Raw genomic sequence first — 23381 nt, 5'->3', positions numbered from 1 at the left:
TGCCATGGCACGGGATCGCGCGGCGGCATGGAAATACACTCCGAAATGACCGGGCAGGCTTGTCGGCGGAGCGGATTTCGTGGTTAACATGCTTTAACCCAGGGCCATGCCGGGGCACGGTGATGGGCACGACGCGCGCCGGATGGGCCGGCCAGCGACAAGGAACTGCTCTGGCTGTGACTGCGCCTGTCCGTTTTCCCCGCTTTTTCGTCACCAGCCCGGCGCCTTGCCCCTATCTGCCCGATCGGCAGGAGCGGAAGGTGTTTACCGAGCTGAAGGGGCCGGGCGCCGAAGAACTCAACGACGCGTTGAGCCGGATCGGTTTTCGTCGCAGCCAGACCGTGGCCTATCGTCCTTCATGCATTGAATGCACCGCGTGCGTTTCGGTGCGGGTGGTGGCTGGCGCGTTCCGCCCTTCGGCCACGCAACGCCGCGATCTGCGTCGCAACGGCGATCTGGTTGTCACCGCATGCAAACCGTGGTCCACTGCGGAACAATTCGACCTCTTGCGGCGTTACCTAGCTGCCCGTCATCCGGGTGGCGGCATGGCGACCATGGACGAAATCGATTTCGCGGACATGGTGGAACATACGTCGGTGAAAAGTTATGTGATTGAATACAGGGAGCCCACTGCCGATGGCAGCCCGGGCAAACTGGTGGGGGCCTGCCTGACCGATCAGCAGGGTGATGGGCTCTCGATGGTCTACAGTTTTTACGATCCACATCACGAAACGCGCGGCGGGCTTGGAAACTTCATCATTCTCGATCACATCCTCCACGCACAGAGGATTGGCCTGCCCTACGTCTACCTCGGCTATTGGGTCGAGGGATCGGCCCGGATGCAGTACAAGGTTCGCTATCGCCCGATGGAGCGATTGGGCCGGGATGGCTGGCACGCCTTTGAGCCCGATGCCCAGGCAGATGCGATTGACCGTCTTGGCCGCAGCGATGGGGGCAATGCCATGCCGGCCAAGCCTGAACTGGCGTCCCAGCCGGTGGGCCACGGCGCGGCAAGGGTGGTCGGCACTGGCCTGGCCGAAGGTTTCCCTCCGCTCTGACATCTTCTGCCTGTCAGGCCTGGCGCGGGCTCTGGCCACGCTTGGGCTGGGCCTGGGTGCAACGCTCGGTCCGCTGCCGGCGCTGGGCCAGTCGCGCAATGCCGATCCCGCGCTCGAGGCGCTGATCCCGGATTCGGCGATCGACAACCCGCAGGCATGGGCGCGCGATACCGATGCGGCGCACACCACTGTGCCCGATGTTTCCACGCTGATCAGCCCCGATCCGCTGCCGGCCCTGCCGCCCATGCCGGGCATCACCCTGGAATGGCCGGACAAGGCCGATCTCCCCGCGATCGAGCCGCTGAGCCCCGATCCCGACATCGCCGATGCCCAGGAACAGGCCAAGGCCGCCGGCGTGGCGCTGGAAACCGATGATTCGGCGCAAGGGCTGCGCATCGCCAACGCAACGCTGGTGCATGTGGCCAACCAGGTGGAACTGGCGTTCCCGCCTGATGTCACACTGCCCGATCGCGATGCCATCGTTGCCCGTTTCAAGGGGCTGTCCGCGCTCGCCACGCTCAAGGATGATGAAGACAACCTGGCGCAGTTGACCCGGCGCGCCAAGAGCGATGCTGATCTGCTGCAACAGATACTGCGCGTCTATGGCTATTACGATCCCGACGTGATCCAGACGATCGAGCGCCCGACGACCACGCCGGCACCCAATTCGGCCGCTACCGGCGCGGGCGCCACCCCGGCCAAGGCGGAAACCGCCGAAGAGGCGCGGGCACGGCGCCAGGCGAGCCTGGCCAAGGCCGTGGTACGGTTTGATGTCCAGCCCGGCCCGCAATACCGTTTTGCCCATATCGCGCTGGGCGATATCCAGGCCGCCAGCGACGCCCAGGATCTGCGCGCCGCGTTCCACCTCAATGTTGGCGATCCGATCAATTCTGACAAGATACTGACGGAAAAGGACAGCCTCAACAAGGAAATGGGCGAACGTGGCTATGCCTTTGCCACCGTGGGCGAACCCGATCTGGTAATCGACCACGAACCGCGCACCGGCGATCTCAACCTGCCGGTCACCACTGGCGGCAAGTATCGCTTTGGCCACGTCAACAGCAACCTGCCGGCCTATCTCAGCTCCCGCCACCTGGAACGCATTGCCCGCTTCCGGCCCGGCGACATGTACCAGCGCAGCGATATGGACGATCTGCGCGAGGGCATTCTTGCCACCAGCCTGGTGTCCACCGCCACGGTCAAGGCCCGCGAAGTGACCCCGCCCACCAACGGCCAGCCGGGCGTGGTCGACGTGGATGTTGATCTGACCAAGGCGCCGCAGCGCACGCTTGCGGGCCTGATCGGTTATTCCAGCGGGGAAGGCGCGCGGCTGGAAGGCAGCTGGGAACACCGCAACTTCTTCCCGCCCGAAGGGATGATCCGTTTCCGCGGCGTGCTCGGCACGCAGGAGCAACTCGCCGGCTTCACGTTCCGCCGCAACAATTTCCACGAGCGCGACCAGGTCCTCACGGCCGATCTCTATGCCCAGACGATCCAGGTTCGGGCCTATGACGCCAACACGCTGTCGGCCACGGCCAGCCCTGGAAAAGCAATCCACGCTGATCTTCCAGAAGCCGTGGACCTATTCGTTCGGCATCCAGCTGATCGGCACGCAGGAAACCACCAGCACCACGCCGCGCACCACCTATTTCATCGCCGCACTGCCTTTGCGCGGCGCCTATGATGCCAGCGACAATCTGCTCGATCCCACCAAGGGCTGGCGCCTGTCGCTGCGGGTTTCGCCGGAACTTTCCACGACCGACGGCACGAAGTCGAGCTATGTCAAAACCCAGATCGATGCGAGCGTGTACCAGCATATCAGCAGCCGGGTAATCCTGGCGGCGCGGACGCGGCTGGGGGCCATCGTCGGCACGCAGGTTGACAACATCGCGCCGTCGCGGCGGTTCTACGCCGGTGGTGGCGCCTCGGTGCGCGGCTATTCCTATCAGCGGGTGGGGCCGCTCGATGCTACCGGAGAGCCGACCGGCGGCCGCTCGCTGACCGAATTCTCGCTGGAAGCGCGGGTCAAGACCGGGCTGTTCGGCGGGGCCGTGGGCCTGGTGCCGTTCGTTGATGCTGGTACGGTGGGCACCAATGCCACGCCCACGCTCTCGGGCATGCGCCTGGGCGCCGGGTTGGGCCTGCGTTATCAGACCAACTTCGGCCCGATCCGTATCGACGTGGGCACGCCCATCAATCCGCGCCCGGGCGACAGCCGCCTGGGGGTCTATATCGCGCTGGGGCAGGCTTTCTGATGGTGCAGGAAACGGAAGATACCGGCGCGGCCGGCGCACCCGCGCCTGCCCCTGTTCCGGCCCGCGCCACGCCGCGCCAGCCCGGCTTTGCCGCCCGCTGGGCCCGGCGACTGGCCACGGGCCTGCTGCTTCTGGCAGCGGGCCTTGGCGTGCTGTTCCTGATCCTCGATTCGGCGATCGGGCATCGCTTCGTCATCGATCGCATTGCCCAGGTCACGCCGGGATCGGGCCTGCGCGTCAAGATCGGGCGGATCGATGGCTCGCTGTTCGGCGCCTCCACCCTGCGCGATGTGGTGATCAGCGATCCGCACGGCCGCTTCATGACCGTGCCTGAGGTGGAGCTGGACTGGCGCCCGCTGTCTTGGCTGCACAGCGGCCTCGATATCCGCACGCTGGTGTTCCACCACGGCACGTTGTGGCGCACGCCCAAGATGAACCCGGGCGATCCCAACGCGCCGATCCTGCCCGATTTCAACATCCGCATCGATCGCTTTGCGCTGGACGACCTGACGATCGCCAAGGGCATTGTCGGCGATCGCCGCCACATCGACGTGCAGGCGCGCGCCGATATCCGCAACGGTCGCGCGCTGGTTGATGTTACCGGCAAGCTCGGCGGGCGCGATCGCCTGGTGCTGCATCTCGATAGCCAGCCCGATCGTGATCGCTTCGAACTGGGTGGCATCTATGATGCGCCGCGCGATGGCCTGCTCGCCGGGCTTTCCGGCCTTCGCCGCGATGTGCATCTGCGCGTGGCTGGGCGTGGCAGCTTTGCCGATTGGCACGGGTTTGGCTGGGCGCAGCAGAATGGCAAGACCATGGCGGCCTTCCTGCTCGACAATCGCAGTGGCACCTATCGCCTGGCTGGCCAGCTGTTTCCGGCTGACCTGATCAAGGGCACTGCGGCGGCCGCAGCCGGTGGCAAGGTTTCGCTGCTTTATCAGGGCACCTTTGCGCAAAGCCACGCGCAGGGCACGGCTTTTGCCGTCACGCCCACGCTGCGTGCGATGGCCCAGGGCGGCCTTGATCTGGCCAATAATCGGGCCGGGGCGATCGCCGTCAAGGCGCAGGTGCTGCGTCCGGAAAAGCTGCTGGTCAATCCTCAAGCCGATGGCGTGGCGCTGACCGGCACGCTCGATGGCGCATTCACCGATCTGTCGTTCCAGCACGTCCTGACGATCCGCAATCTGCGCTCGGGCCAGATCACTGCACAGGGCCTGCGCACCGCTGGCACCGCGCGCTGGGATGGCAAGGCACTGGTCCTGCCGCTCGATGTAACGGCGCAGGTTCTGCGCAGCGGCCAGGCGATGGTCGATCAGCATCTGTCGGGCGCGCGGCTGCAAGGCAGCCTGGTCTTGCGCGGCAATGCGCTCTCGGCCGATCCGCTGGCGCTGCATCTCAAGGGCCTCGATGCGCGGCTGACGCTGCGTGGCGATATCGCGCGCGGCGGCTATGCTCTGGCCGGGCCGATTGTGGCGCGCGGCTTTGCCGTGCCCGATGTCGGCATGCTCGATGGCACGGCCAAGGTCTTGATCAAGGTGGGTGACAACCTGCCGTGGTCGATCCAGGCCAATGCCGCCGGGCGCCTCTCGCGCCTCAGCAACGCCACGCTGGCCAATCTCGCCGGCGGTGACGTGCGCTTTACCGGCAGCGCGCGGATGGGCGGCAATATCCCGCTCACGCTGCGCAAGGTTGCGGTTAACGCGCCCAAGCTGACCCTGACGATGGATGGCCAGGTTGGCCAGGACGGCACCGCCAGCGTGGTCGGCCAGGGCCGCTCCACCGATTACGGCCCGTTCACCGTCGACGCGCGCATGGCCAAGGATGGCCCGCATGCGGAACTGGTCTTTGCCAGCCCGCTGCCGGCCGCTGGCCTCAAAGACGTGCGCGTGGGCATCAGTCCGATCGCCGATGGCCTGGGCATTACCGCGCAAGGCCAATCGCGCCTGGGGCCGTTCAACGGCTCGATGGGGCTGTTTTCCCCCAAGGGCGGGCCCACCCGGTTGCAGATCCAGTTCCTGCGCGTGTGGCAAACCGACGTGACCGGCGGCGTCACGCTGGGCAGCGGTGGGGTGACCGGCGATCTCGCGCTCAAGGGCGGTGGGCTCGACGGCACGATTCATCTCGCGCCGCAGGATGGCGGGCAGATGGTCAAGGCGCTGATCCTGGCACGCAATGCCAAGTTTGGTGGCGACATGCCGCTGGCCATCGGCAATGCCAAGATCGACGTGGACGGCCTGTTCGCCAAGGGCAACAGCACGCTGACCGCCAACGTCACGGCGCAGGGGCTTTCGACGGGCAAGGTGTTCATCGGCCGGATGGCGGCCAGCGCCGCGCTGGTCAACGGCTCGGGCAGCGTCACCGCGTCCATCGCCGGGCGCCGCGGCACGCAATTCGCGCTGCAGGGCACCGCCGCGTTCGAGCCGGACAAGATCGTCGCCTATGTTGCCGGCAACTATGCCGGCCGCACGGTCGACATGCCGCGCCGCATGGTGATGGAGCGCGAGGGCGAGGGCTGGAAGCTCAATCCCACGCAGGTCACTTTCGGCCGCGGCATCGTCATCGCCGAAGGCCATGTGCTGGGCGGGCCGACCAAGATCGACCTCAAGGTCGCACGGATGCCGCTGTCCGTGCTGGATATCGCCGTGGCTGATCTTGGCCTGGGCGGCCTGGCATCGGGCCTGATCGATTACAGCGACGATGGCACCGGCGCGCCGCAAGGCCATGTTGCGATCCAGGTGCGCAATTTCTCGCGCTCCGGCTTGGTGCTTACCTCGCAACCGGTCGATCTCTATCTGATTGGCCAACTCGATGCCGCGTCGTTGCAGACGCGCGCCGTGGTCAAGGATCAGGGCGCGGTGCGCGGACGCTTGCAGGCGGCGATCGCCGATCTGCCGCGTGGCGGCACGCTGGCCGAACGCCTGCGCGGCGGGAAGCTCAAGGCGCAGGTGCGCTATAGCGGACCGGCCGAATCGCTCTGGCGATTGGCGGGGGTGGAAGCGTTCGACTTTACCGGCCCCTTGGGCGCGACTGCCAACATTACCGGCACGATCGATGCCCCGGTGCTGTCCGGCGCGCTGGCGGCTAAGGGCTTGCGCGTGCGCTCTTCGCTGATCGGGGCCGATATCCAGAATGTGGAAGCTGCGGGCAGCTTCGATGCCTCGCACCTGGCGTTGCAGCACTTTGCCGGCACCACCAGCAATGGCGGCAAGGTGGAAGGCAGCGGCACGATCGACCTCTCGGCCATCGCCACCAAGGGCGTGGGCATCGACCTGCGCCTGGCGGCCAACAACGCCCAGTTGATCCGGCGCGACGATATGTCGGCAACGGTCACTGGGCCGTTGCGGGTGATCAGCACCGGCAATGGCGGTACCATTGCCGGGCGCGTGCGGATCGACCAGGCCAGCTGGGCGCTGGGCAAGGCCAGTGCCGCGGCCGATCTGCCGACGATCAAGACGCGTGAAATCAACGCCCCGGCCGATGCCGCCCCGGCCAAGGTGCCTTCGGCGCCATGGCAGTTCATGATCGATGCCGTCGCCGCCAATCGCGTGGCCGTGCGCGGCATGGGCCTCGACAGCGAATGGGGCGCCGACATTCACTTGCGCGGCACCACTGCCGCGCCCGAGATCACCGGCACCGCCGAAGTGATCCGGGGGGCCTATGAATTTGCCGGCAAGCGCTTTGACCTGACGCGCGGCAAGATCCGCTTTACCGGCTCCACGCCGATCGATCCGCAGCTCGATATCGTCGCCACGGGCGATGCCAACGGGGTGACGGCCACGATCAGCATCACCGGCACGGCGGCGCATACCTCCATCGCGTTTAGCTCAACCCCCGCGCTGCCCGAGGAAGAGCTGCTCAGCCGCTTGCTGTTCGGCACGTCGATCACGCAGATTTCGGCGCCGGAAGCGGTGCAGCTGGCCTCGGCGCTGGCCAGCCTGCGCGGTGGCGGGGGCGGCGATCCGATCAACAAGGTGCGCAGCGCCATCGGGCTCGATCGCCTGCGCATCGTGGGGGCTGATGCCACCACCGGGCGCGGCACGTCGATCGCAGTGGGCAAGTACCTGGGCCGCCGGTTCTATCTGGAACTGGTGACTGACGGGCGCGGCTACAACGCCACCTCGATCGAATTCCGCATTACCCGTTGGCTGGCCCTGCTCGCCACGATCTCGACGATCGGAGACGAACAGATCAGCGTGAAGGCCAGTAAGGACTATTGAGGCCATGGGCAGGCGCGCGCACGGGTGCGTGCCTGCCCATCAAGCGGACTCAGGTCGGTAGCAACAGGAAGAGATCAGCGCGTAACGGCAGCGGGGCGGAGGCGCCTGGCGGCGATGCCCTGGACCCAGGCCAGCAAGGCCACGCGCTTGCGCACCAGCACATAGGCCGCCCCAGCCACGGCGGCGCCCACCACCATGTCGACCAGGTAATGCGATCCCTCGATCGGGGTGGCGGCCAGCAGCATGAGGTTGAGCGGCACGATCAGTGGGCGCAGGTGCGCGATCCGCCACGAAAAGGTGATGAACAGCAGGCCGCACACAGTGTGGAAGCTGGGCGCGGATACCAGGCCAGTGACCGAAGACAGCTCGATTCCGGCCAGGCGATGGGCGCGCAGGGCGGCGATCACCGTGCCCTGGTCCAGCCCGTTGCTGGGCGCATAGGGCACCGCGCCGTGCCACAGGTGCGATAGCGCGCCGCGTGCCGGGAACAGCGGAAACAGCACCAGCGTGATGACCGCGGCCAGCCAGAAGGTGAGCAGGAACTCGCGCGCCTTGTCGCGCTCTCTCTTCCAGCTGTGCCAGATGAGAATGGCCCAGGGGTACAGGAACACGGCGTTATAGGCCGCCGATCCGGTATATTGCAGCACCGGATGGCGCACCACCAGGGCATAGAGGCCGAGCCAGTCGAAATGCAGTGCCTCGTCCCACCGTTGCAGGGCATCGTCACAGAACCCGCGCGAAATCGCTGCCACCTGATAGCTGGCCACCGCGCCAAGCACGCCGATCGCGATCAGGATCAGGCCATATTCGCTGAGGTTGCGCAGCCGGGCCTGCAACGGCGTGGTGGCGCGAGCACAGTGGCGCCAGGTGGCCAAGAACAGGGCGACAATCAGGGCCAGCACCGCGAAGGACGGGCTCGCCACCACGACTGGAAGGCGATTGCCCACCATCATGGCCATGACGACCAGCGCCGAACCGCCGACCAGTGCCCACAGGCAGCGATCGACCGGCGGCGCGGCGCGTACGGGCGCCAACGATGTTTCAGGCGTCATCGGCTGGAAAGGGTGGGCTGTGCCGCTGGGTGGTGGAACGGGCATCGGGCGCGGCCGCGAAGGACCAGGGTGTGGCGGCGGCGCAAGAGACCGGGGCTGGACAGCATCATCACAAGGTTCTCGTTCGATCTGCGGGCGCATCAGGCCTGGTCCCTTGTGGTCTGTCGCGCCGCAGGTGAGAGAAACGCGATGGGCGCTGTCGCCAAGCTGAACCGGGCGGGCGTTTGCCCCAGAATGTCGCCATCGGCCTGGATCGGCACGGCGCCTTGCCCCGTCACCGTGACGGTCTGCGCCGAAAATCGCTGCCAGGCCGGATCGGCAAAGCGCGGGCTGACCATGGCCGCCAGGGCCAGCCGGGCAATGTCGCGCCGGCGGGCGCGCGGCAGCAGCAGCACGCGAAATTCGCGGCAACGCAAGTCTGCCTGGGGATCGAGAGTCCACGGCCCGGCATAGAAGCGGCCCTTGAGCACGAAAACGGCTTCGGCGCAGTGGGCTGCGCCGTCGATCGTCACCGCCAGGGCCTGGCGAGGCCAGCGCCAGAGCTGGGCAATCAGCGCCAGGCCATAGGCGGCGCGGCCCCACCGCCGCTTGGCCTCAGGCGTCACCCGCGCCACCACGGCGCTGTCTGGCCCGACCGAGGCGCAGCAAAGGAAGGCCGCGCCATCGAGCAGCCCATGATATTGCAGGGCAGGGGCATCATGCTGCGCCAGTGCCGCCACCAGCCCTGCCGGATCGGTGCCGCAGCCGGTTTCACGGGCGATAAGGTTTACCGTCCCGGCCGGTAGCAAGGCGTGGCGCACGGCTGGCGCGGGGGTGATGCGTGGCGCGTGCAGTTCGGCTTCCACCACCAGCCGCGCGGTGCCATCGCCGCCGACGATGCACACGACATCGGCGCGGTGGCGCTGCGGCGCGCCGGCATAGTCAAGGCTGTCGACCAGGCGCGTGGCGTGGCCGGCGGCGGTCAACGCGGCGCGCCAACGTTCCAGCGTGCGCGCGCAAAAATTCCCGGCATGGGGATTGTAGACCAGCGCGACAGACGGCACTGGAGCAGGAGAGGGGGCAACAGGCAGGGCGGAAAGCAAAGGCGCCGGGGCTTGTCTTGCCAGGGCGCGATCAGCCATCGGCCGTCCCGCCGTCCCGGCCAAGCCATCGATTCACGCGCAACAACCCCGACCTCCAATCGTCCCCGGCGCGGGGCAATAGCTGTTTGACGCTGGTATAACAACGCCGATTGCGCCCGCATTGGGTCAGGTCGGTCCCGCTTCCGCACGAAACGGGGTGCCCGCGTGCTCATGGGCGGGCTGCTGGAGACAAGCAGCGCGCTGTGCGCAAAAGCAAGATTGGCGGATATGGAGGGTGCTCTGCCCGCGCCGGTTGGCTTCATGGACAGCAAATCTGGCTGGGGCGGCAGGATTCGAACCTGCGAATGCCGGTACCAAAAACCGGTGCCTTACCACTTGGCGACGCCCCAGCAGAGCGCGCGCTTATAGCGGGCCAATCGTGAATGGGAAGGGGGTAGCTGGGGATAACTTGGCGATGCCTGCGCCCCCCCCGAAGGGGAGGGCGCAGGTGCCTTGGGGCAGTGTCAGGGCGGTCAGAAACCCTTGACGATGCCCTTGAGCTTTTCGGGCGGCAGGCTGTCGAAATCGGCAGCGCTGTGGCGTTCGGCGATCCCCTTGGCGCTGTTCACCAGGCGCCCGCGCAGCACGGCGGGGCGCTGGTCGATCTCGCCCACCCAGCGACCGACGTGCTCGTATTCGTGCATCGAAAGGAATGTGGCCGCATCGCCATAGGCTTCGCCGCGATAGAGATTGCCCATCCAGGTATAGGCGGCAATGTCGGCGATGGTGTAGTCTTCGCCGCCCAGGTAGCGGCTTTCCGCCAGGCGGCGGTTGGCCACGTCGAACAGGCGCTTGGTTTCCATGGCATAGCGATCGATCGCATATTCGATCTTGATCGGGGCATAGTTGTAGAAGTGGCCAAAGCCGCCGCCCATGAACGGGGCAGAGCCGATCTGCCAGAACAGCCACGACAGGCATTCCGCCCGCGGCGGGTTTTGCGTGGGCAGGAACTTGCCGAACTTTTCGGCCAGATGCATCAGGATCGCGCCGGATTCGAACACGCGGAACGGGGTGGCGCCGCTGTGATCCACCAGCGCGGGAATCTTGGAGTTGGGGTTGATATCGACAAAGCCCGATGAAAACTGGTCACCTTCAAAGATCTTGATCAGCCAGGCATCGTATTCGGCTTCGGCAATGCCGGCTTCCAGCAGCTCTTCCAGCATGATCGTGGCCTTCTGGCCATTGGGCGTGCCGAGCGAATAGAGCTGGAACGGGTGCTCGCCCACCGGCAGATCCTTGTCGTGGGTGGGGCCGGCCGTGGGGCGGTTGACGCTGGCAAAAGCACCACCGTTGGCCTTGTCCCAGGTCCAGACCTTGGGCGGCGTATATTCTTCGGACATGGTCGTTCCTCTGCAACGGAAGTTTGTTAGGTTGCCTATCATTCTGACGAGGCGCCGGGGGAACTGCAAGACATGTTGTGGCGTTGGCCTGTCGGAGAGGCAAGCGTTGAACAGGAAAGCCGTTTTGCAGGAATCGGGCAAGAGCCGACTGGTCTATGTGGACGATAGTGCACCGGGCATCACGCGGCGGCGCGCGGGGCGCGGATGGTGCTATCGCGATCATGCCGGGCAGCGTATCGCCGACCGGACAGAGATCGACCGCCTCAATGCGGTGGCGCTGCCACCGGCCTATCGCGACGCGTGGTTCTGCCCGATGCCGCATGGCCATATCCTGGCGACCGGCGTCGATGCGCGCGGCCGCAAGCAATACCGCTATCACCCCGATTTCCGCGCCGCGCGCGAGGCGGAAAAGTTTGATGGCTGCGCGGCATTCGGCGCGCTGCTGCCCAAGATCCGCGCCCGCGTCGAAGCAGCGCTATCGGGCCGGGGGCTCAGCCAGGAACGCTGCATCGCCTCGGTGGTCCGCCTGCTCGACACCGGTGCGATTCGCATCGGTAACGAGGCCTATGCCCGCGCCAATGCCAGCTTTGGCGCCACGACACTGCGGATGAAGCATGTCGAGCTGCGCGGGCAAAGCCTGCGGCTGCGCTTTCGTGCCAAGTCGGGCGTGGAGCGGGACATGCGCCTGACCGATCGCGCCCTCGTGCGTTTCGTGCGGCGGATGCAGGACCTGCCCGGCCAGCACTTGTTCCAGTACCTGGGCGAGGATGGCGCGCCATGTCCGGTCGGCTCGGCCGATATCAACGCCTGGCTGCGCAGCGTGACCGGGGCGGAATTCACCGCCAAGCATTTCCGCACCTGGCATGCCAGCGTTCTGGCATTTGGCGCGCTGGCCCATGCAGAACAGAACGCGCCGCTCAAGGAACTGCTGGCGCAGGTGTCCGATCGACTGGGCAATACACCCACGATTGCCCGCAAGAGCTACATCCATCCCGCCGTGCTGGCCCTCGTGCCCGATCAGGCGGAATGGCGCGCGGGGCTGCGATTGCCCCGCGCTAGGCAATGGCTCTCGCGCGACGAGCGTGGGCTGCTCGCGCTGCTCGATGCTCAGCCCAGCGCCGTCAGCGTTGGCACCAGCGCATCGAAGTGATCGATCACCGCGTCGGCACCCAAGAGCGGCGGCGGCAGGTCATGGAACCCGAAACTGACTGCCACGACCGGCAGGCCAGCTGCGCGCGCCGCGCCAATGTCGAACGTGGTATCGCCCACGAACGCGGCCCGGCCGCCACCGCAGCGCGCGATCATTTCCTCAAGCATGTCGGGCGCCGGCTTGGCCTTGCCCGGGCCCAGCGTATCGCCGCCGATTATCGTGGCAAAGCGGGGTGAAAGGCCCAGTTCGTCCAGCAACTGTCGCGCAAATTCCTCGCGCTTGTTCGTCGCCACCGCCACGGTCACGCCGCGCGCCGCCAGTGCGTCGAGCATTTCTGCCCCGCCAGGATAGAGCCGGGAATGCACCGCGATCGCCTCGCCGTAATAGGTGAACAGGCGATCCTGCAGCGGCTTGAACTCTGCCTCGTCATAGCCGCCGCTTTCGGCCAGGGCATTGCGCAGCATCTGCCCCGATCCCCCGCCGATGAAGCGGCGCACCACATCGAGCGGGAAGGTCTGCCGCCCGGCATATTCCAGCGTGCGGTTGAGCGCGTTGCCCAGGTCAGCGGCGGTATCGCACAGGGTGCCGTCCAGATCGAACCCAACGATGGAAAATGGAAAATCGGTCATGTTGCAAGCCAGTGCCCACCCGTTCTGGAAACTGCAAGCATAAGCTGGCAAGGATGCAGCCATGACCACGCAAACCCAGTCGCCCTCGACCACCGCTCCTCTCGCTCTTGTCATCCTTGCTGCAGGCAAGGGCACCCGCATGAAAAGCGATCTGCACAAGGTGCTGCATCCGGTTGCCGGGCGGCCGATGCTGCTGCATCTCATGGCCAGCGCGGCACAGCTTGCGCCAGCGCGGCAGGTGGTGGTGGCCGGCCATGGTCGCGACCAGCTGGAAAAGGCGCTGGGCGGCAGCGCCACGATTGCGGTGCAGGAACCGCAGCTGGGCACCGGCCACGCCGTGCAGCAGGCGCAAAGCGCGCTCGATGGTTTCGACGGCGATGTGCTGATCCTCTATGGTGACGTGCCGTTCGTGCGCGCGCAGACGATGCAGGCCATGCTCGATCGGTTGCATGCGGCCGATGCCCCGGCCGTGGTCGTGCTCGGCTTCCGCCCTGACGATGCCCTGCAATATGGCCGGGTCATCGCCGAGGGTGACCGCGTGGTGAAGATGGTGGAGCACAAGGATGCGAGCGAGGCCGAGCGCGCTTGCACGCTGTGCAATTCCGGCCTCATGGCGGTGAAGGGCAGCGACCTTTTTGCGCTGCTGGCGCAAGTGGGCAACGACAATGCCCAGGGCGAATATTACCTCACCGATATCGTCAACGTTGCCAATGCGGCGGGCAAGACCTGCGCCGTGGTGGTGACCGACGATCCCGACGAAGTGGCCGGGATCAACAGCCGGGCAGAACTGGCCCAGGCCGAAGGCCGCTGGCAGCAGCGCCGCCGTTTGGCGGCAATGGCCGACGGCGCCAGCCTGGTCGCGCCCGAAACCGTGTGGTTCTCGCATGATACCGTGCTCGGTCGCGATGTGACGGTGGAACAGAACGTGGTGTTTGGCCCAGGTGTCACCGTGGCGGACAACGTGGTGATCCACGCGTTCTGCCATCTCGAAGGCTGCACCGTGGAAAGCGGGGTGTCGGTGGGGCCGTTCGCCCGCCTGCGGCCCGGCGCCACGCTGGAGCAGAACAGCCGCGTGGGCAATTTCGTGGAAGTGAAGAACGCGCGCCTGGGTGCCGGTGCCAAGGCCAACCACCTGACCTATCTGGGCGATGCTGACGTGGGCGCCGGCGCCAACATCGGCGCGGGCACGATCACCTGCAACTATGACGGCTATTTCAAGTATCGCACGGTGATTGGCGAGCGCGCTTTCATCGGCTCCAACTCGGCCCTGATCGCCCCGGTGCGCATCGGCGCCGATGCTATCGTGGCGGCGGGCAGCGCGGTGTCGCGCGATGTGTCTGATGGAGAACTGCGCCTGGTGCGGGCCGAGCAACTGGTCAAGCCGGGCTGGGCCGATCGCTTTCACGATGCGATGAAGAAGAAAAAGGCCGAAGGCAAGAAGTAGGCCCCTTTGCCTGACCCGGCCGCGATCATGTCCGCGAATTCATCTGCCGGTTCACCCGGTCGAAAGCAGGCGGATCGCAAGAGGCCGGACAGACACGAAATACCAAGAATTATCCGGCCATGATGCCGGCCATTCGCGTTATCTCCCAATCCTGAAGAAAGTGTGGGCCCCAATCCATGTGCGGAATTATCGGAATCGTCGGCAAGGAAGAAGTCGCGGACCGGCTGGTCGATGGCCTGCGCCGCATGGAATATCGCGGCTATGACAGCGCGGGCGTGTGCACCGTGTTCGACGGGCAACTCGTGCGCCGCCGCGCCGAGGGCAAGCTCAACAACCTGGTCAAGGAACTGGCTGTCAATCCCGCGCCGGGCCTGATCGGCATTGCCCACACCCGCTGGGCCACGCACGGCGCCCCCACCACCAGCAACGCGCACCCGCATGCGACGGGCGAAGTGGCGCTGGTCCATAACGGCATCATCGAGAATTTCCGCCCCTTGCGCGAGGCGCTGATCGCGCGCGGCCGCACGTTTGAAAGCGAGACCGACACCGAAGTGGTGGCGCACATGGTTTCGGAGCTGGTGGAGGCGGGCAAGAGCCCGGCCGAGGCGGTCAAGGCCGTGCTGCCGCAGCTGCGCGGCGCCTTTGCCTTGGCCATTGCGTTCCGCCAGCATCCCGATCTGCTGATCGGCGCGCGCCTGGGCTCGCCGCTGGTGGTTGGCTATGGCGATGGTGAAACCTTCTTGGGCTCCGATGCCCTGGCACTCGCGCCGCTGACGCAGCGGGTGTCGTACCTCGAAGAAGGCGATTGGGTGATCGTGCGCCGCGATGGCGTCGAGGTGTTCGATGTGAACAACCAGCCCGTCACCCGGCCGATCGTCGCTTCTGGCGCAACCGCTGCGGCCATTGAGAAGGGCAACTATCGCCACTTCATGCAGAAGGAAATCTTCGAGCAGCCGATCGTGGTGGCGCAGACGCTGCGTTCCTATCTGCGCCGGGTGGAACAGACCGTGTCGCTGCCGCAGATCGATTTCGACCTGGCGAGTATCAACCGCGTCACGATCGTCGCTTGCGGCACCAGCTATTACGCCGGGATGGTGGCGAAATACTGGTTCGAGCAGTTTGCCCGCCTGCCGGTGGACATCGATGTGGCGAGCGAGTTCCGCTATCGCGATCCCGTGCTGGAGCCCGGCGGCCTGGCACTGTTCATTTCGCAATCGGGCGAAACCGCCGATACCCTGGCGGCGCTGCGCCATTGCAAGGCGGCCGGGCAAACCATCGCCGTGGTCGTCAACGTGCCGACCAGCTCGATGGCGCGCGAAGCGGACCTGCTGCTGCCCACCCATGCCGGGCCGGAAATCGGCGTCGCCTCGACCAAGGCGTTCTCGTGCCAGCTTGCCGTGCTTGCCGCGCTGGCGGCGCACCTGGCGGTCAAGCGCGGGCGCCTGTCGCGCGAAGAGGAAGCGCTGATCGTCAACCAGCTGGCCGAAACGCCGGCCGCGCTCAACGCTGCGCTCTCGCATGACGAGGAAATCGCGGCGATGGCCCCGCTGATCGCGCCGGCGCGCGACGTGCTCTATCTGGGCCGTGGGCCGGACTATCCGCTGGCCCTGGAAGGCGCGCTCAAACTCAAGGAAATCAGCTATATCCACGCTGAGGGCTATGCCTCGGGCGAAATGAAGCACGGGCCGATCGCGCTGATCGACGAATCCGTGCCGGTGATCGTGCTCGCCCCGTCAGGGCCGCTGTTCGAAAAGACCGTGTCGAACATGCAGGAAGTGCGCGCGCGGGGCGGCAAGATCGTGCTGATCTCTGACGCGGAAGGCCTGGCCGAAGCGGGCGAGGGCTGCCTTGCCACGATCGAGATGCCCAAGGTCCACCCGCTGATCGCGCCGCTGGTCTATGCCGTGCCGGTGCAGCTGCTGGCCTATCACGTCGCCGTGGCCAAGGGCACCGACGTGGACCAGCCGCGCAACCTGGCCAAGAGTGTGACGGTGGAGTGATGGAGTGGGGGGCTTAACAGGCCCTCCCCCAGCCCCTCCCGCATGCGGGAGGGGAGTTTAGAGGAAAGCCTCTCCCGCACGCGGAAGGGGAGCAACAAAAAAGGCCCCGCAAAAGCAGGGCCTTCTTAAATCCCCCTCCCGCTTGCGGGAGGGGTTAGGGGAGGGGATGTTACCCCCCCGATCAAGCCGAAACGTTCAACCCAGCCAGCACGCCTTCGAACAGCTTGCGCCCGTCGGTGCCGCCCTGGGCGGCTTCGATCATGCGCTCGGGGTGGGGCATCATGCCCAGCACGTTGCCCGCGGCATTGAGCACGCCGGCAATATCGCGCTGCGAGCCGTTGACCGGCTCGGCATAGCGGAACGCGACGCGGCCTTCGCCTTCCAGCCGATCGAGCGTTTCGGCGTCGGCGAAATAGTTGCCGTCATGGTGGGCCACCGGAATGGTGATGACCTGGTCCTTGAAATAGCGCTGGGTAAACAGCGACTGGCTGTTTTCCACCTTGAGCGGCACTTCGCGGCAGACAAAGCGGATGCCGGCATTGCGCATCAGCGCGCCGGGCAGCAGGCCCGCTTCGGTCAGGATCTGGAAACCGTTGCACACGCCCAGCACCGGCACGCCACGCCCGGCGGCCTCGACCACGGCCTGCATGATCGGCGAACGGGCTGCCATGGCGCCCGAGCGCAGATAGTCGCCATACGAAAACCCGCCGGGAACGGCGATGAAATCAAGGCCTTCGGGCAGGGTGGCATCGCCGTGCCACACACGGTGTACCGTGCCGCCGCAGACCTCTTCCATCGCCACCGCCATGTCGCGGTCGCAGTTCGATCCGGGGAAGGTGATGACGGCGGAGGTGAACGGCATCAGGCGGCAACCTTTTCGATGCGATAGTTTTCGATGACCATGTTGGCCAAGAGCTTGCGGCACATATCATCCAGCGCATCGTCGCTGGTGTCGTCGGCCACGTCCAGTTCGAACAGGCGCCCGGCGCGCACGTCCTTGACGCCGGCAAAGCCCAGCCCTTCCAGCGCATGGTGGATGGCGCGACCCTGGGGATCGAGCACACCGTTCTTGAGGCTGACGTGGACACGGACCTTCATCGGCGTTTGGCCTTTCACTTAAACAGGCGGATCGTGGGATATGGGACTCGGCGCCGCCTATGCCCCCGTCTGGCGCCAAGGGCAAGTCTTGCGCGCATGGCGCTCCTCGATCGCCGGGTCATGATTGCGGTGCGGGCAGGCCATCGGGCAGGACCAGCACGGTCACGGCCTTGGCCGGGGCAAGCCAGGCCTTGGCGGCGGCCTGCACATCGGCGGCGGTGAGGGTCGTGAGCCGGGCACGCGCCGCCTGGAACCGGGCGATGCGATCGGGCCGCGATTGCGCGCGCGCGGCCAGCGCCACCCATCCGCCATTGCCTTTGAGCGCGTTGTCGAGCCGCTCCAGCATCGGCGCCCGCGCGCGCTCCAGCACATCGGCATCCACCGGATGGGCAGCCAGATCGCTAATCGTCTGGACCAGCGCGGCCCGTGTCGCCGCCACATCGGCCACGTTGACCGAGGCCTGCACCGTAAACGTGCCCCAGCCGGTCCACACATCGGACATGTCGCTCGAAACCCCGGGGGAATAGGCCTTGCCCAGCTTTTCGCGCACCGTGTCGAGCACCTCGATCCCGGTTACCTGCTCCAGCAGTTCCATCGTCATGGTCTGCACCGGATCGTGATCGTCGGTTGTGGGCCAGATCATGCGCACGATCGCCTGGTTGGCCGGCCCATGGTGGCGCACCACCTGCACCCCAGGAACGGCGGCAAAGCGGCGCTCGCGCGCCTGGGTCCAGGCGCCGAACGCTGGTTCGCGCGGGGGCAGGGCGCCAAACGTGCGCGCCACATCGGCAATCGCGGCCGCCTCGTCCACATCGCCCACCAGCGCGATTTCCAGCGCGCCGTGCGCCAGCCGATCGCCCAGCACCGGCTTCAACTGGGCAAAGCCCAGCTTCTGGTAGGCCTGCGGCGATTGCAGGGTAAAGCGCGGATCGTTGCCCGACAGGATACCGCCCAGCGCGGCCGTCAGGGCAGAGCCCGGCGTGGCGTTGAGTTGCGCAAAATAGTTGGCCATGCCCTGGTGAAACAGCTGCTCGGCCTCGGGGCGATAGCCGGGATCGGTGAGGTAGGCGGCCATGACCTGCAATTGCAGCAGCAGGTCGCGCGGCGTCGTGGTGCTGCCCGTGCCAAAGGTATCGCCACTGGCGGCAAAGCTGGTGCCCACGGCGTGGCCGGCCAGCATGGTCTGCAACTGGTCCAGGCTATAGCGGCCCAGGCCGCCGGCCGGCACGCTCGATGCCATGTCCACCGCCAGGGGATTGTCGCGGGTTTCCAGCATTTCGCCTCCGTCCAGCGCCAGGCGCACGTGGATGCGATCGGTTTCCAGCGGGGTGCGCTTGATGTTGAGCATCACGCCATTGGCAAAGCGGATGCGGCGAATGCCCAGCGTGGCATCGGTGCTGTCGGCCACCACCGTGCCGGGCGTGCCGAAATCGGTGTAGCCGAATGGCGCTGCGGTCGCCGCTTTGGCCGCGTCCAGCGGCGCGGCCATTGCGGCCTGCCAGGCGCGGCGCAGTGCCTGGGCGCCGCCGGCCGGGGCCTTGCGCCCCTGGAACCGGATCAGCGGCTTGTCCAGCGGCACGGCTTCGCGCCGCAGCGCCGCCATCACGCTGGCGGGCGTGATCGTGGGGGCAAAGGCGTTGAAGCGTTCGAGGCCGCTTGATGGCGTGGTCGGCACCATATCGTCATGCAGCAGCGACAGCGCCAGGTTGACCAGCGTGGCGTTGTTGCGCGTCTGCTCGCCGGCGGCAGCGTTCTCGATCGCAATGCGCAGGTTCGCCACCTGCTCGTCGATCTCGGCCTGGGTAAAGCCCTGGGCCATCGCCTCGCGCCAGACCCTGGCTGCTGCCGTCAGGCCCTTGGCCCAGCCGCCATCGACGGTATCGATGATGAGGTTGGTGGTGCGGCCGATCTTGAACACGTCGCCCGTGCCAAAGCCGGCGCCGCGAAACGGCGCATCGACCTGGCGCGACAGGGTCTGGAAGCGGCGGTTGATGATGCCATAGCCGATCTGGCGCAGCAGGTTCTCGCGCCGGCTGGCGATGGTGTCGGGCTCATCGAGCCACGGCCCGTGGCGCGCAACGGTCACGCGTTCGGCCAGGGCCGGGTTGGTCCACAGGTCGGTCTTGCCATGCTGGCCGGGCAAGACTTTGCCCTGGCCTGGCCGGGGTGGTGCCGGGGCAGCCTGCCAATCGGCAAAGCGCGCGGTGATCGCCTGTTCCACCTTGGCCGGATCGACATCGCCAATCACCACCAGCGTGGTCTTGGCCGGCACATAGTGGCGGTGCCAGAAATCCTTGAGCGCCTGCGCCGTCGCGGCATCGATGGTGGCCACCGTGCCGATTGGCAGCCGCTGGGGATAGGTGGCCTTGGGATAGAAGAACGCCAGCTGGTCGTGGAAATTGTCCAGCGCATAGCCTTGCCCGTCGCGCAGTTCAGACAGCACCACGCCGCGCTCGCGGTTCACCGCCCCGGGCGAAAAGGTCAGTTCGCTGGCCGTCTCGCGCATCAGCATCAGCGCGGTATCGATCAGGTCGGGATCGTTGCGCGGCAGGTCGAGCATGTAAGTGGTCTGCTCGAAGCTGGTCTGGGCGTTGGTATCGGCGCCAAATGCCAGCCCCTTGCGTTCCAGCAGGCGGACCATTTCCCCCTCGGGCACATGGGTGCTGCCGTTGAACGCCATGTGTTCCACGAAATGGGCAAACCCTCGTTCCGCCGCGGTTTCATCGAGCGATCCGGTCGCCACGTCCAGGCGCACCTGCACCGTGCCCTTGGGCATGGCATTGGCGACGATGATCGTGCGCATGCCATTGGCCAACTGGCCAAAGCGGAAGCGCGGATCGGGCGGCAGGTCAGACTTCTGGAAAACCCAGGTGGGCGCTGGTGCAGCCTGGGGCAGGCCGGCAACCGGCCCATGGCCCAGGCCAGTACAAGCACCCAGCAACAGCGCGACGGCAAGCGGCAGGGCACGATACGGGCGAAACGAGACAGGCAGCATCATTGCCGCCGGTGTGCCGCTCCTGCCGTGCCGCCGCAAGGACTTATCTGGTAACGAATAGCGCCCACGCGAAAGGGCCGGGAAACCAGGTTCCCGGCCCTTGCTATCGTCTGTGCCCAGATGGACGCCGGCGCAGCGCTTACTTCTTGGAGCGCAGCTTGCGGTGCGCGCCCAGGTCGAGCACTTCGCTCGGCCCGTCGTTGTCGAGCAGGCCAAGGCGGCGTGCCACTTCCTGATAGGCTTCTTCCTCGCCACCCAGGTCGCGGCGGAAGCGGTCCTTGTCCAGCTTTTCGCCGGTGACCATGTCCCACAGGCGGCAGCCGTCGGGGCTGATTTCGTCGGCCAGGATCACGCGGCTATAGTCGCCATCCCAGATGCGGCCGAATTCCAGCTTGAAGTCCACCAGGCGGATGTTGATCGCCGCGAACATGCCGACCAGGAAGTCGTTCACGCGGATCGCCATCGAGGAAATGTCCTGCATTTCCTCGTTGCTGGCCCAGCCGAAGCAGGCGATGTGCTCTTCGGCGATCATCGGATCGCCCAGCGCATCGTCCTTGTAATAGTATTCGATCAGGGTGTGGGGCAGCGGCTCGCCTTCGGGAATGCCCAGGCGCTTGGAAATGGAACCGGCCGCGACATTGCGCACCACCACTTCGATCGGCACGATTTCCACCTGGCGCACCAGCTGCTCGCGCATGTTGAGGCGGCGGATGAAATGCGTGGGAATGCCGATGTGGGCCAGGCGCGTGAACACATACTCGCTGATGCGGTTGTTGATCACGCCCTTGCCGTTGATCGTCCCGCGCTTCTGCGCGTTGAACGCGGTGGCATCATCCTTGAAATACTGGATGAGAGTGCCCGGCTCGGGGCCTTCATAAAGGATCTTGGCCTTGCCTTCGTAGATCTGGCGGCGACGCGACATGCGGCTTCTTCCTGCGCGGCGGGGGCGATTCGGCCCGCCCCCATGGAAAAACAAGAAACCCCGGCAAACGAGGGAGCCGCGTGGCGACTGCATCGTGTGGGCCGGGGCATTCCCATTCGCCCATATGCGAAAAAGCACGGAAACGCAAACGCTGGCCGGGCGTTCGGCATTTCAGAACATTTGATCCGATCTTATTGCCCTATCTTGAATGTTGCTGGTGCGGCACAAGACTGGGCAAGACGGCACGGCGCGGTGGCTTGATCCCTCGATGATCCACCGGCCGCGTCACCCAAGTTTACCCTCTCTGCCCAAGGATGATGTGTGATGAGCAAGGTTCTGGTTCTCTATTACTCCAGCTATGGCCACATCGAAACCATGGCTAACGCCATTGCCGAAGGTGCCCGCGAAACCGGCGCCACGGTCGACGTAAAGCGCGTGCCCGAAACCGCCCCGCTTGAAGTGGCGCAGGCTGCCCACTTCAAGCTTGATCAGGCGGCCCCTGTCGCCACCGTTGCCGAACTGGCCGAATACGATGCCATCATCGTCGGCACCGGCACCCGCTTTGGCCGCATCAGCTCGCAGATGGCCGCGTTCCTCGACCAGGCCGGTGGCCTGTGGGCCAAGGGCGCGCTCAATGGCAAGGTCGGCGCGGCGTTCACCTCTACCGCCAGCCAGCACGGCGGCCAGGAAGTCACGCTGTTCTCGATTCTGACCAACCTGCTGCACTTCGGCATGACCATCGTCGGCCTCGACTATGGCTTCCAGGGCCAGCTGACGCTTGATGCCGTGCACGGCGGCACCCCCTATGGCGCCAGCACGATCGCCGGTGGCGACGGCAGCCGCCAGCCCAGCGAGATCGAACTGGACGGCGCGCGCTATCTCGGCCGCCGCGTGGCCAACACGGCCAACAAGCTGTTCGACTGATCGCCCTCTCGGCCTGCCCCCCCCTCAGGCTGATTGATGCAAGCGGCGCGGGCCTGTTCCCGCGCCGCTTCATTGCATATGGGCAATACAGCATGCCAAAACGGGTTGTGGCAGCCGGCGGATTGATCGGCTAGCGCTGTGGCGACACTGCCTTTTCCACGGAGACCCGCCCATGTCGCGCGCCGCCACGCTGGCCCTGCTTGAAACCTATTACGCCGCCTTCAACGCCGGGGATTGGAACGGCATGCTGGCGTGCCTGGCCGATGACGTGGCGCACGATATCAACCAGGGCAGCCGCCAGGTGGGCAAGGATACCTTTGCCACGTTCCTTGGCCATATGGAGCGCTGCTACAAGGAACGCCTCGAAGACATCGTGCTGATGGCCAGCGAAGACGGCAGCCGCGCCGCGGCCGAATTCGTTGTCCACGGCAGCTATCTCGCCACCGACGAAGGTCTGCCCGAGGCAGCTGGGCAAACCTATGTGCTGCCGGCCGGCGCCTTTCTGGCGATCGAAGGCGGCAAGATCACCCGCTTGACGATGTATTACAACCTGGCTGACTGGACCGCGCAGGTCGTCGGCGCATGAGTGTCAGCGTCCGCCCGCTGAGCGGCGCGGAAGTGGGCGCCGCGCTGGATGATCTGGCGGCCTTGCGCATCGCCGTGTTTGCCGCCTGGCCCTATCTCTATGACGGGGATCGTGCTTACGAGGCGCGCTATCTCGCCGAATATGCCGCCGCGCCCGGCGCCGTGCTGGTCGCTGCGTTCGATGGCGTGCGCATTGTCGGGGCGGCCACCGCCGCGCCGATGCGGCATCAGAAGGCGGCCTTTCGCGCCCCGTTCGAACAGCGCGGCATCGCCACGCAAGACCTGTTCTATTTCGGTGAAAGCGTGCTGCTGCCCGAGTATCGCGGGCAGGGCATCGGGCACGCGTTTTTCGATCATCGCGAGGATACGGCCCGCGCCGCCGGGGCGCAGGCCGCCTGCTTTGCCGCGGTGATTCGTCCCGCCGATCATCCCGCCCGCCCGGCCGGCTACCGCCCGCTCGATGCCTTCTGGCAGGCGCGCGGCTATGCCCTGGTGCCGGGCCTGGTGACCGATCTGCCGTGGAAAGACCATGGCGAGGCGCAAGAGACCGCCAAGCCGATGCAATACTGGCTCAAGTCCCTGTCGTAAAAA

The 23381-nt window shown here is 66.2% G+C and carries 18 protein-coding genes and 1 tRNA gene; 10 read left to right on the top strand and 9 right to left on the bottom strand.

Annotation, left to right across the window (positions count from 1 at the left end):
* Positions 1 to 176 precede the first annotated feature (176 nt).
* The 4 genes from SCA01S_RS09395 to SCA01S_RS09380 are packed head-to-tail and all read left to right on the top strand — an operon-like array spanning position 177 to position 7530.
* On the top strand, positions 177 to 1058 hold the full coding sequence (locus SCA01S_RS09395) for an arginyltransferase (protein ID WP_082350178.1): 882 nt from the start codon (positions 177 to 179) through the stop codon (positions 1056 to 1058).
* A complete protein-coding gene (locus SCA01S_RS22815) occupies positions 958 to 2742 on the top strand; it encodes an autotransporter assembly complex protein TamA (RefSeq protein ID WP_062785080.1) in 1785 nt (594 codons plus the stop codon). Before SCA01S_RS09395 ends, SCA01S_RS22815 begins: the two co-directional genes overlap by 101 nt.
* Positions 2726 to 3313, top strand: coding sequence for an autotransporter assembly complex protein TamA (locus tag SCA01S_RS09385; RefSeq protein ID WP_062785078.1), 588 nt, complete (start codon positions 2726 to 2728; stop codon positions 3311 to 3313). The genes SCA01S_RS22815 and SCA01S_RS09385 overlap by 17 nt, the downstream gene beginning before the upstream one ends.
* Positions 3313 to 7530 (top strand): translocation/assembly module TamB domain-containing protein, encoded by a 4218-nt coding sequence (locus tag SCA01S_RS09380; RefSeq protein ID WP_084390898.1) that lies wholly within the window; start codon positions 3313 to 3315, stop codon positions 7528 to 7530. Before SCA01S_RS09385 ends, SCA01S_RS09380 begins: the two co-directional genes overlap by 1 nt.
* A gap of 74 nt (positions 7531 to 7604) precedes the next feature.
* Here SCA01S_RS09380 and SCA01S_RS09375 read toward each other — a convergent pair whose 3' ends face one another.
* The 4 genes from SCA01S_RS09375 to yghU all read right to left on the bottom strand — a co-directional run bounded on the left by SCA01S_RS09375 (position 7605) and on the right by yghU (position 11043).
* The gene (locus tag SCA01S_RS09375) at positions 7605 to 8582 is read right to left on the bottom strand and encodes a phosphatase PAP2 family protein (RefSeq protein WP_062785076.1); all 978 of its coding nucleotides are present in this window, start codon (positions 8580 to 8582) and stop codon (positions 7605 to 7607) included.
* 140 nt (positions 8583 to 8722) lie between these two features.
* Positions 8723 to 9625 (bottom strand): diacylglycerol/lipid kinase family protein, encoded by a 903-nt coding sequence (locus SCA01S_RS09370; RefSeq protein ID WP_062785074.1) that lies wholly within the window; start codon positions 9623 to 9625, stop codon positions 8723 to 8725.
* A 353-nt stretch (positions 9626 to 9978) separates the two neighbouring features.
* Positions 9979 to 10053: transfer RNA gene (locus SCA01S_RS09365), tRNA-Gln, on the bottom strand.
* Positions 10054 to 10176: 123 nt separating this feature from the next.
* The gene (gene yghU / locus SCA01S_RS09360; RefSeq protein ID WP_062785072.1) at positions 10177 to 11043 is read right to left on the bottom strand and encodes a glutathione-dependent disulfide-bond oxidoreductase; all 867 of its coding nucleotides are present in this window, start codon (positions 11041 to 11043) and stop codon (positions 10177 to 10179) included.
* Between the two features lie 106 nt (positions 11044 to 11149).
* Between yghU and SCA01S_RS09355 the strand changes: the two genes are divergently transcribed.
* The gene (locus tag SCA01S_RS09355; protein WP_245652505.1) at positions 11150 to 12193 is read left to right on the top strand and encodes a DNA topoisomerase IB; all 1044 of its coding nucleotides are present in this window, start codon (positions 11150 to 11152) and stop codon (positions 12191 to 12193) included.
* On the opposite strand, the gene SCA01S_RS09350 is transcribed toward SCA01S_RS09355, so the two are convergent.
* Positions 12151 to 12822 carry an HAD-IA family hydrolase gene (locus SCA01S_RS09350; RefSeq protein WP_062785070.1) on the bottom strand — a complete coding sequence of 224 codons (672 nt, stop codon included), beginning with the start codon at positions 12820 to 12822 and terminating at the stop codon, positions 12151 to 12153. The genes SCA01S_RS09355 and SCA01S_RS09350 overlap by 43 nt on opposite strands.
* Before the next feature lie 61 nt (positions 12823 to 12883).
* Here SCA01S_RS09350 and glmU point away from each other — a divergent pair, with 61 nt between their 5' ends.
* Positions 12884 to 14266 (top strand): bifunctional UDP-N-acetylglucosamine diphosphorylase/glucosamine-1-phosphate N-acetyltransferase GlmU, encoded by a 1383-nt coding sequence (gene glmU / locus SCA01S_RS09345; RefSeq protein ID WP_062785068.1) that lies wholly within the window; start codon positions 12884 to 12886, stop codon positions 14264 to 14266.
* 176 nt (positions 14267 to 14442) lie between these two features.
* On the top strand, positions 14443 to 16266 hold the full coding sequence (gene glmS / locus SCA01S_RS09340; RefSeq protein ID WP_062785066.1) for a glutamine--fructose-6-phosphate transaminase (isomerizing): 1824 nt from the start codon (positions 14443 to 14445) through the stop codon (positions 16264 to 16266).
* Positions 16267 to 16447: 181 nt separating this feature from the next.
* Here the strand turns inward: glmS and purQ are convergent, their stop codons facing one another.
* From purQ to purC, 4 genes are all read right to left on the bottom strand, one after another.
* On the bottom strand, positions 16448 to 17128 hold the full coding sequence (gene purQ, locus SCA01S_RS09335) for a phosphoribosylformylglycinamidine synthase subunit PurQ (RefSeq protein WP_062785064.1): 681 nt from the start codon (positions 17126 to 17128) through the stop codon (positions 16448 to 16450).
* Positions 17128 to 17364: a phosphoribosylformylglycinamidine synthase subunit PurS gene (gene purS, locus SCA01S_RS09330; RefSeq protein WP_022677348.1), complete on the bottom strand. Its 237-nt coding sequence runs from the start codon at positions 17362 to 17364 to the stop codon at positions 17128 to 17130. Before purS ends, purQ begins: the two co-directional genes overlap by 1 nt.
* A 118-nt stretch (positions 17365 to 17482) precedes the next feature.
* Positions 17483 to 20362 carry a M16 family metallopeptidase gene (locus tag SCA01S_RS09325; protein WP_062785062.1) on the bottom strand — a complete coding sequence of 960 codons (2880 nt, stop codon included), beginning with the start codon at positions 20360 to 20362 and terminating at the stop codon, positions 17483 to 17485.
* A 136-nt stretch (positions 20363 to 20498) separates the two neighbouring features.
* Positions 20499 to 21281, bottom strand: a complete 783-nt coding sequence (purC, locus tag SCA01S_RS09320) for a phosphoribosylaminoimidazolesuccinocarboxamide synthase (RefSeq protein WP_022677345.1) — start codon at positions 21279 to 21281, stop codon at positions 20499 to 20501.
* A 324-nt stretch (positions 21282 to 21605) separates the two neighbouring features.
* Here purC and wrbA point away from each other — a divergent pair, with 324 nt between their 5' ends.
* The 3 genes from wrbA (at position 21606) to SCA01S_RS09305 (ending at position 23378) form a co-directional block, all read left to right on the top strand.
* A complete protein-coding gene (wrbA, locus tag SCA01S_RS09315; RefSeq protein ID WP_022677344.1) occupies positions 21606 to 22205 on the top strand; it encodes an NAD(P)H:quinone oxidoreductase in 600 nt (199 codons plus the stop codon).
* Positions 22206 to 22377: 172 nt separating this feature from the next.
* On the top strand, positions 22378 to 22791 hold the full coding sequence (locus SCA01S_RS09310; protein ID WP_062785060.1) for a ketosteroid isomerase-related protein: 414 nt from the start codon (positions 22378 to 22380) through the stop codon (positions 22789 to 22791).
* Entirely contained in the window at positions 22788 to 23378 is a 591-nt protein-coding gene (locus tag SCA01S_RS09305; RefSeq protein ID WP_062785058.1) for a GNAT family N-acetyltransferase, read from the top strand. Before SCA01S_RS09310 ends, SCA01S_RS09305 begins: the two co-directional genes overlap by 4 nt.
* Positions 23379 to 23381 lie beyond the last annotated feature (3 nt).

The organism is Novosphingobium capsulatum NBRC 12533 (assembly GCF_001598375.1).
Taxonomy (GTDB): Bacteria; Pseudomonadota; Alphaproteobacteria; order Sphingomonadales; family Sphingomonadaceae; genus Novosphingobium; species Novosphingobium capsulatum.
Note: the sequence above shows the minus strand (reverse complement) of the source record. Positions and strands in the feature narration are given on the sequence as shown.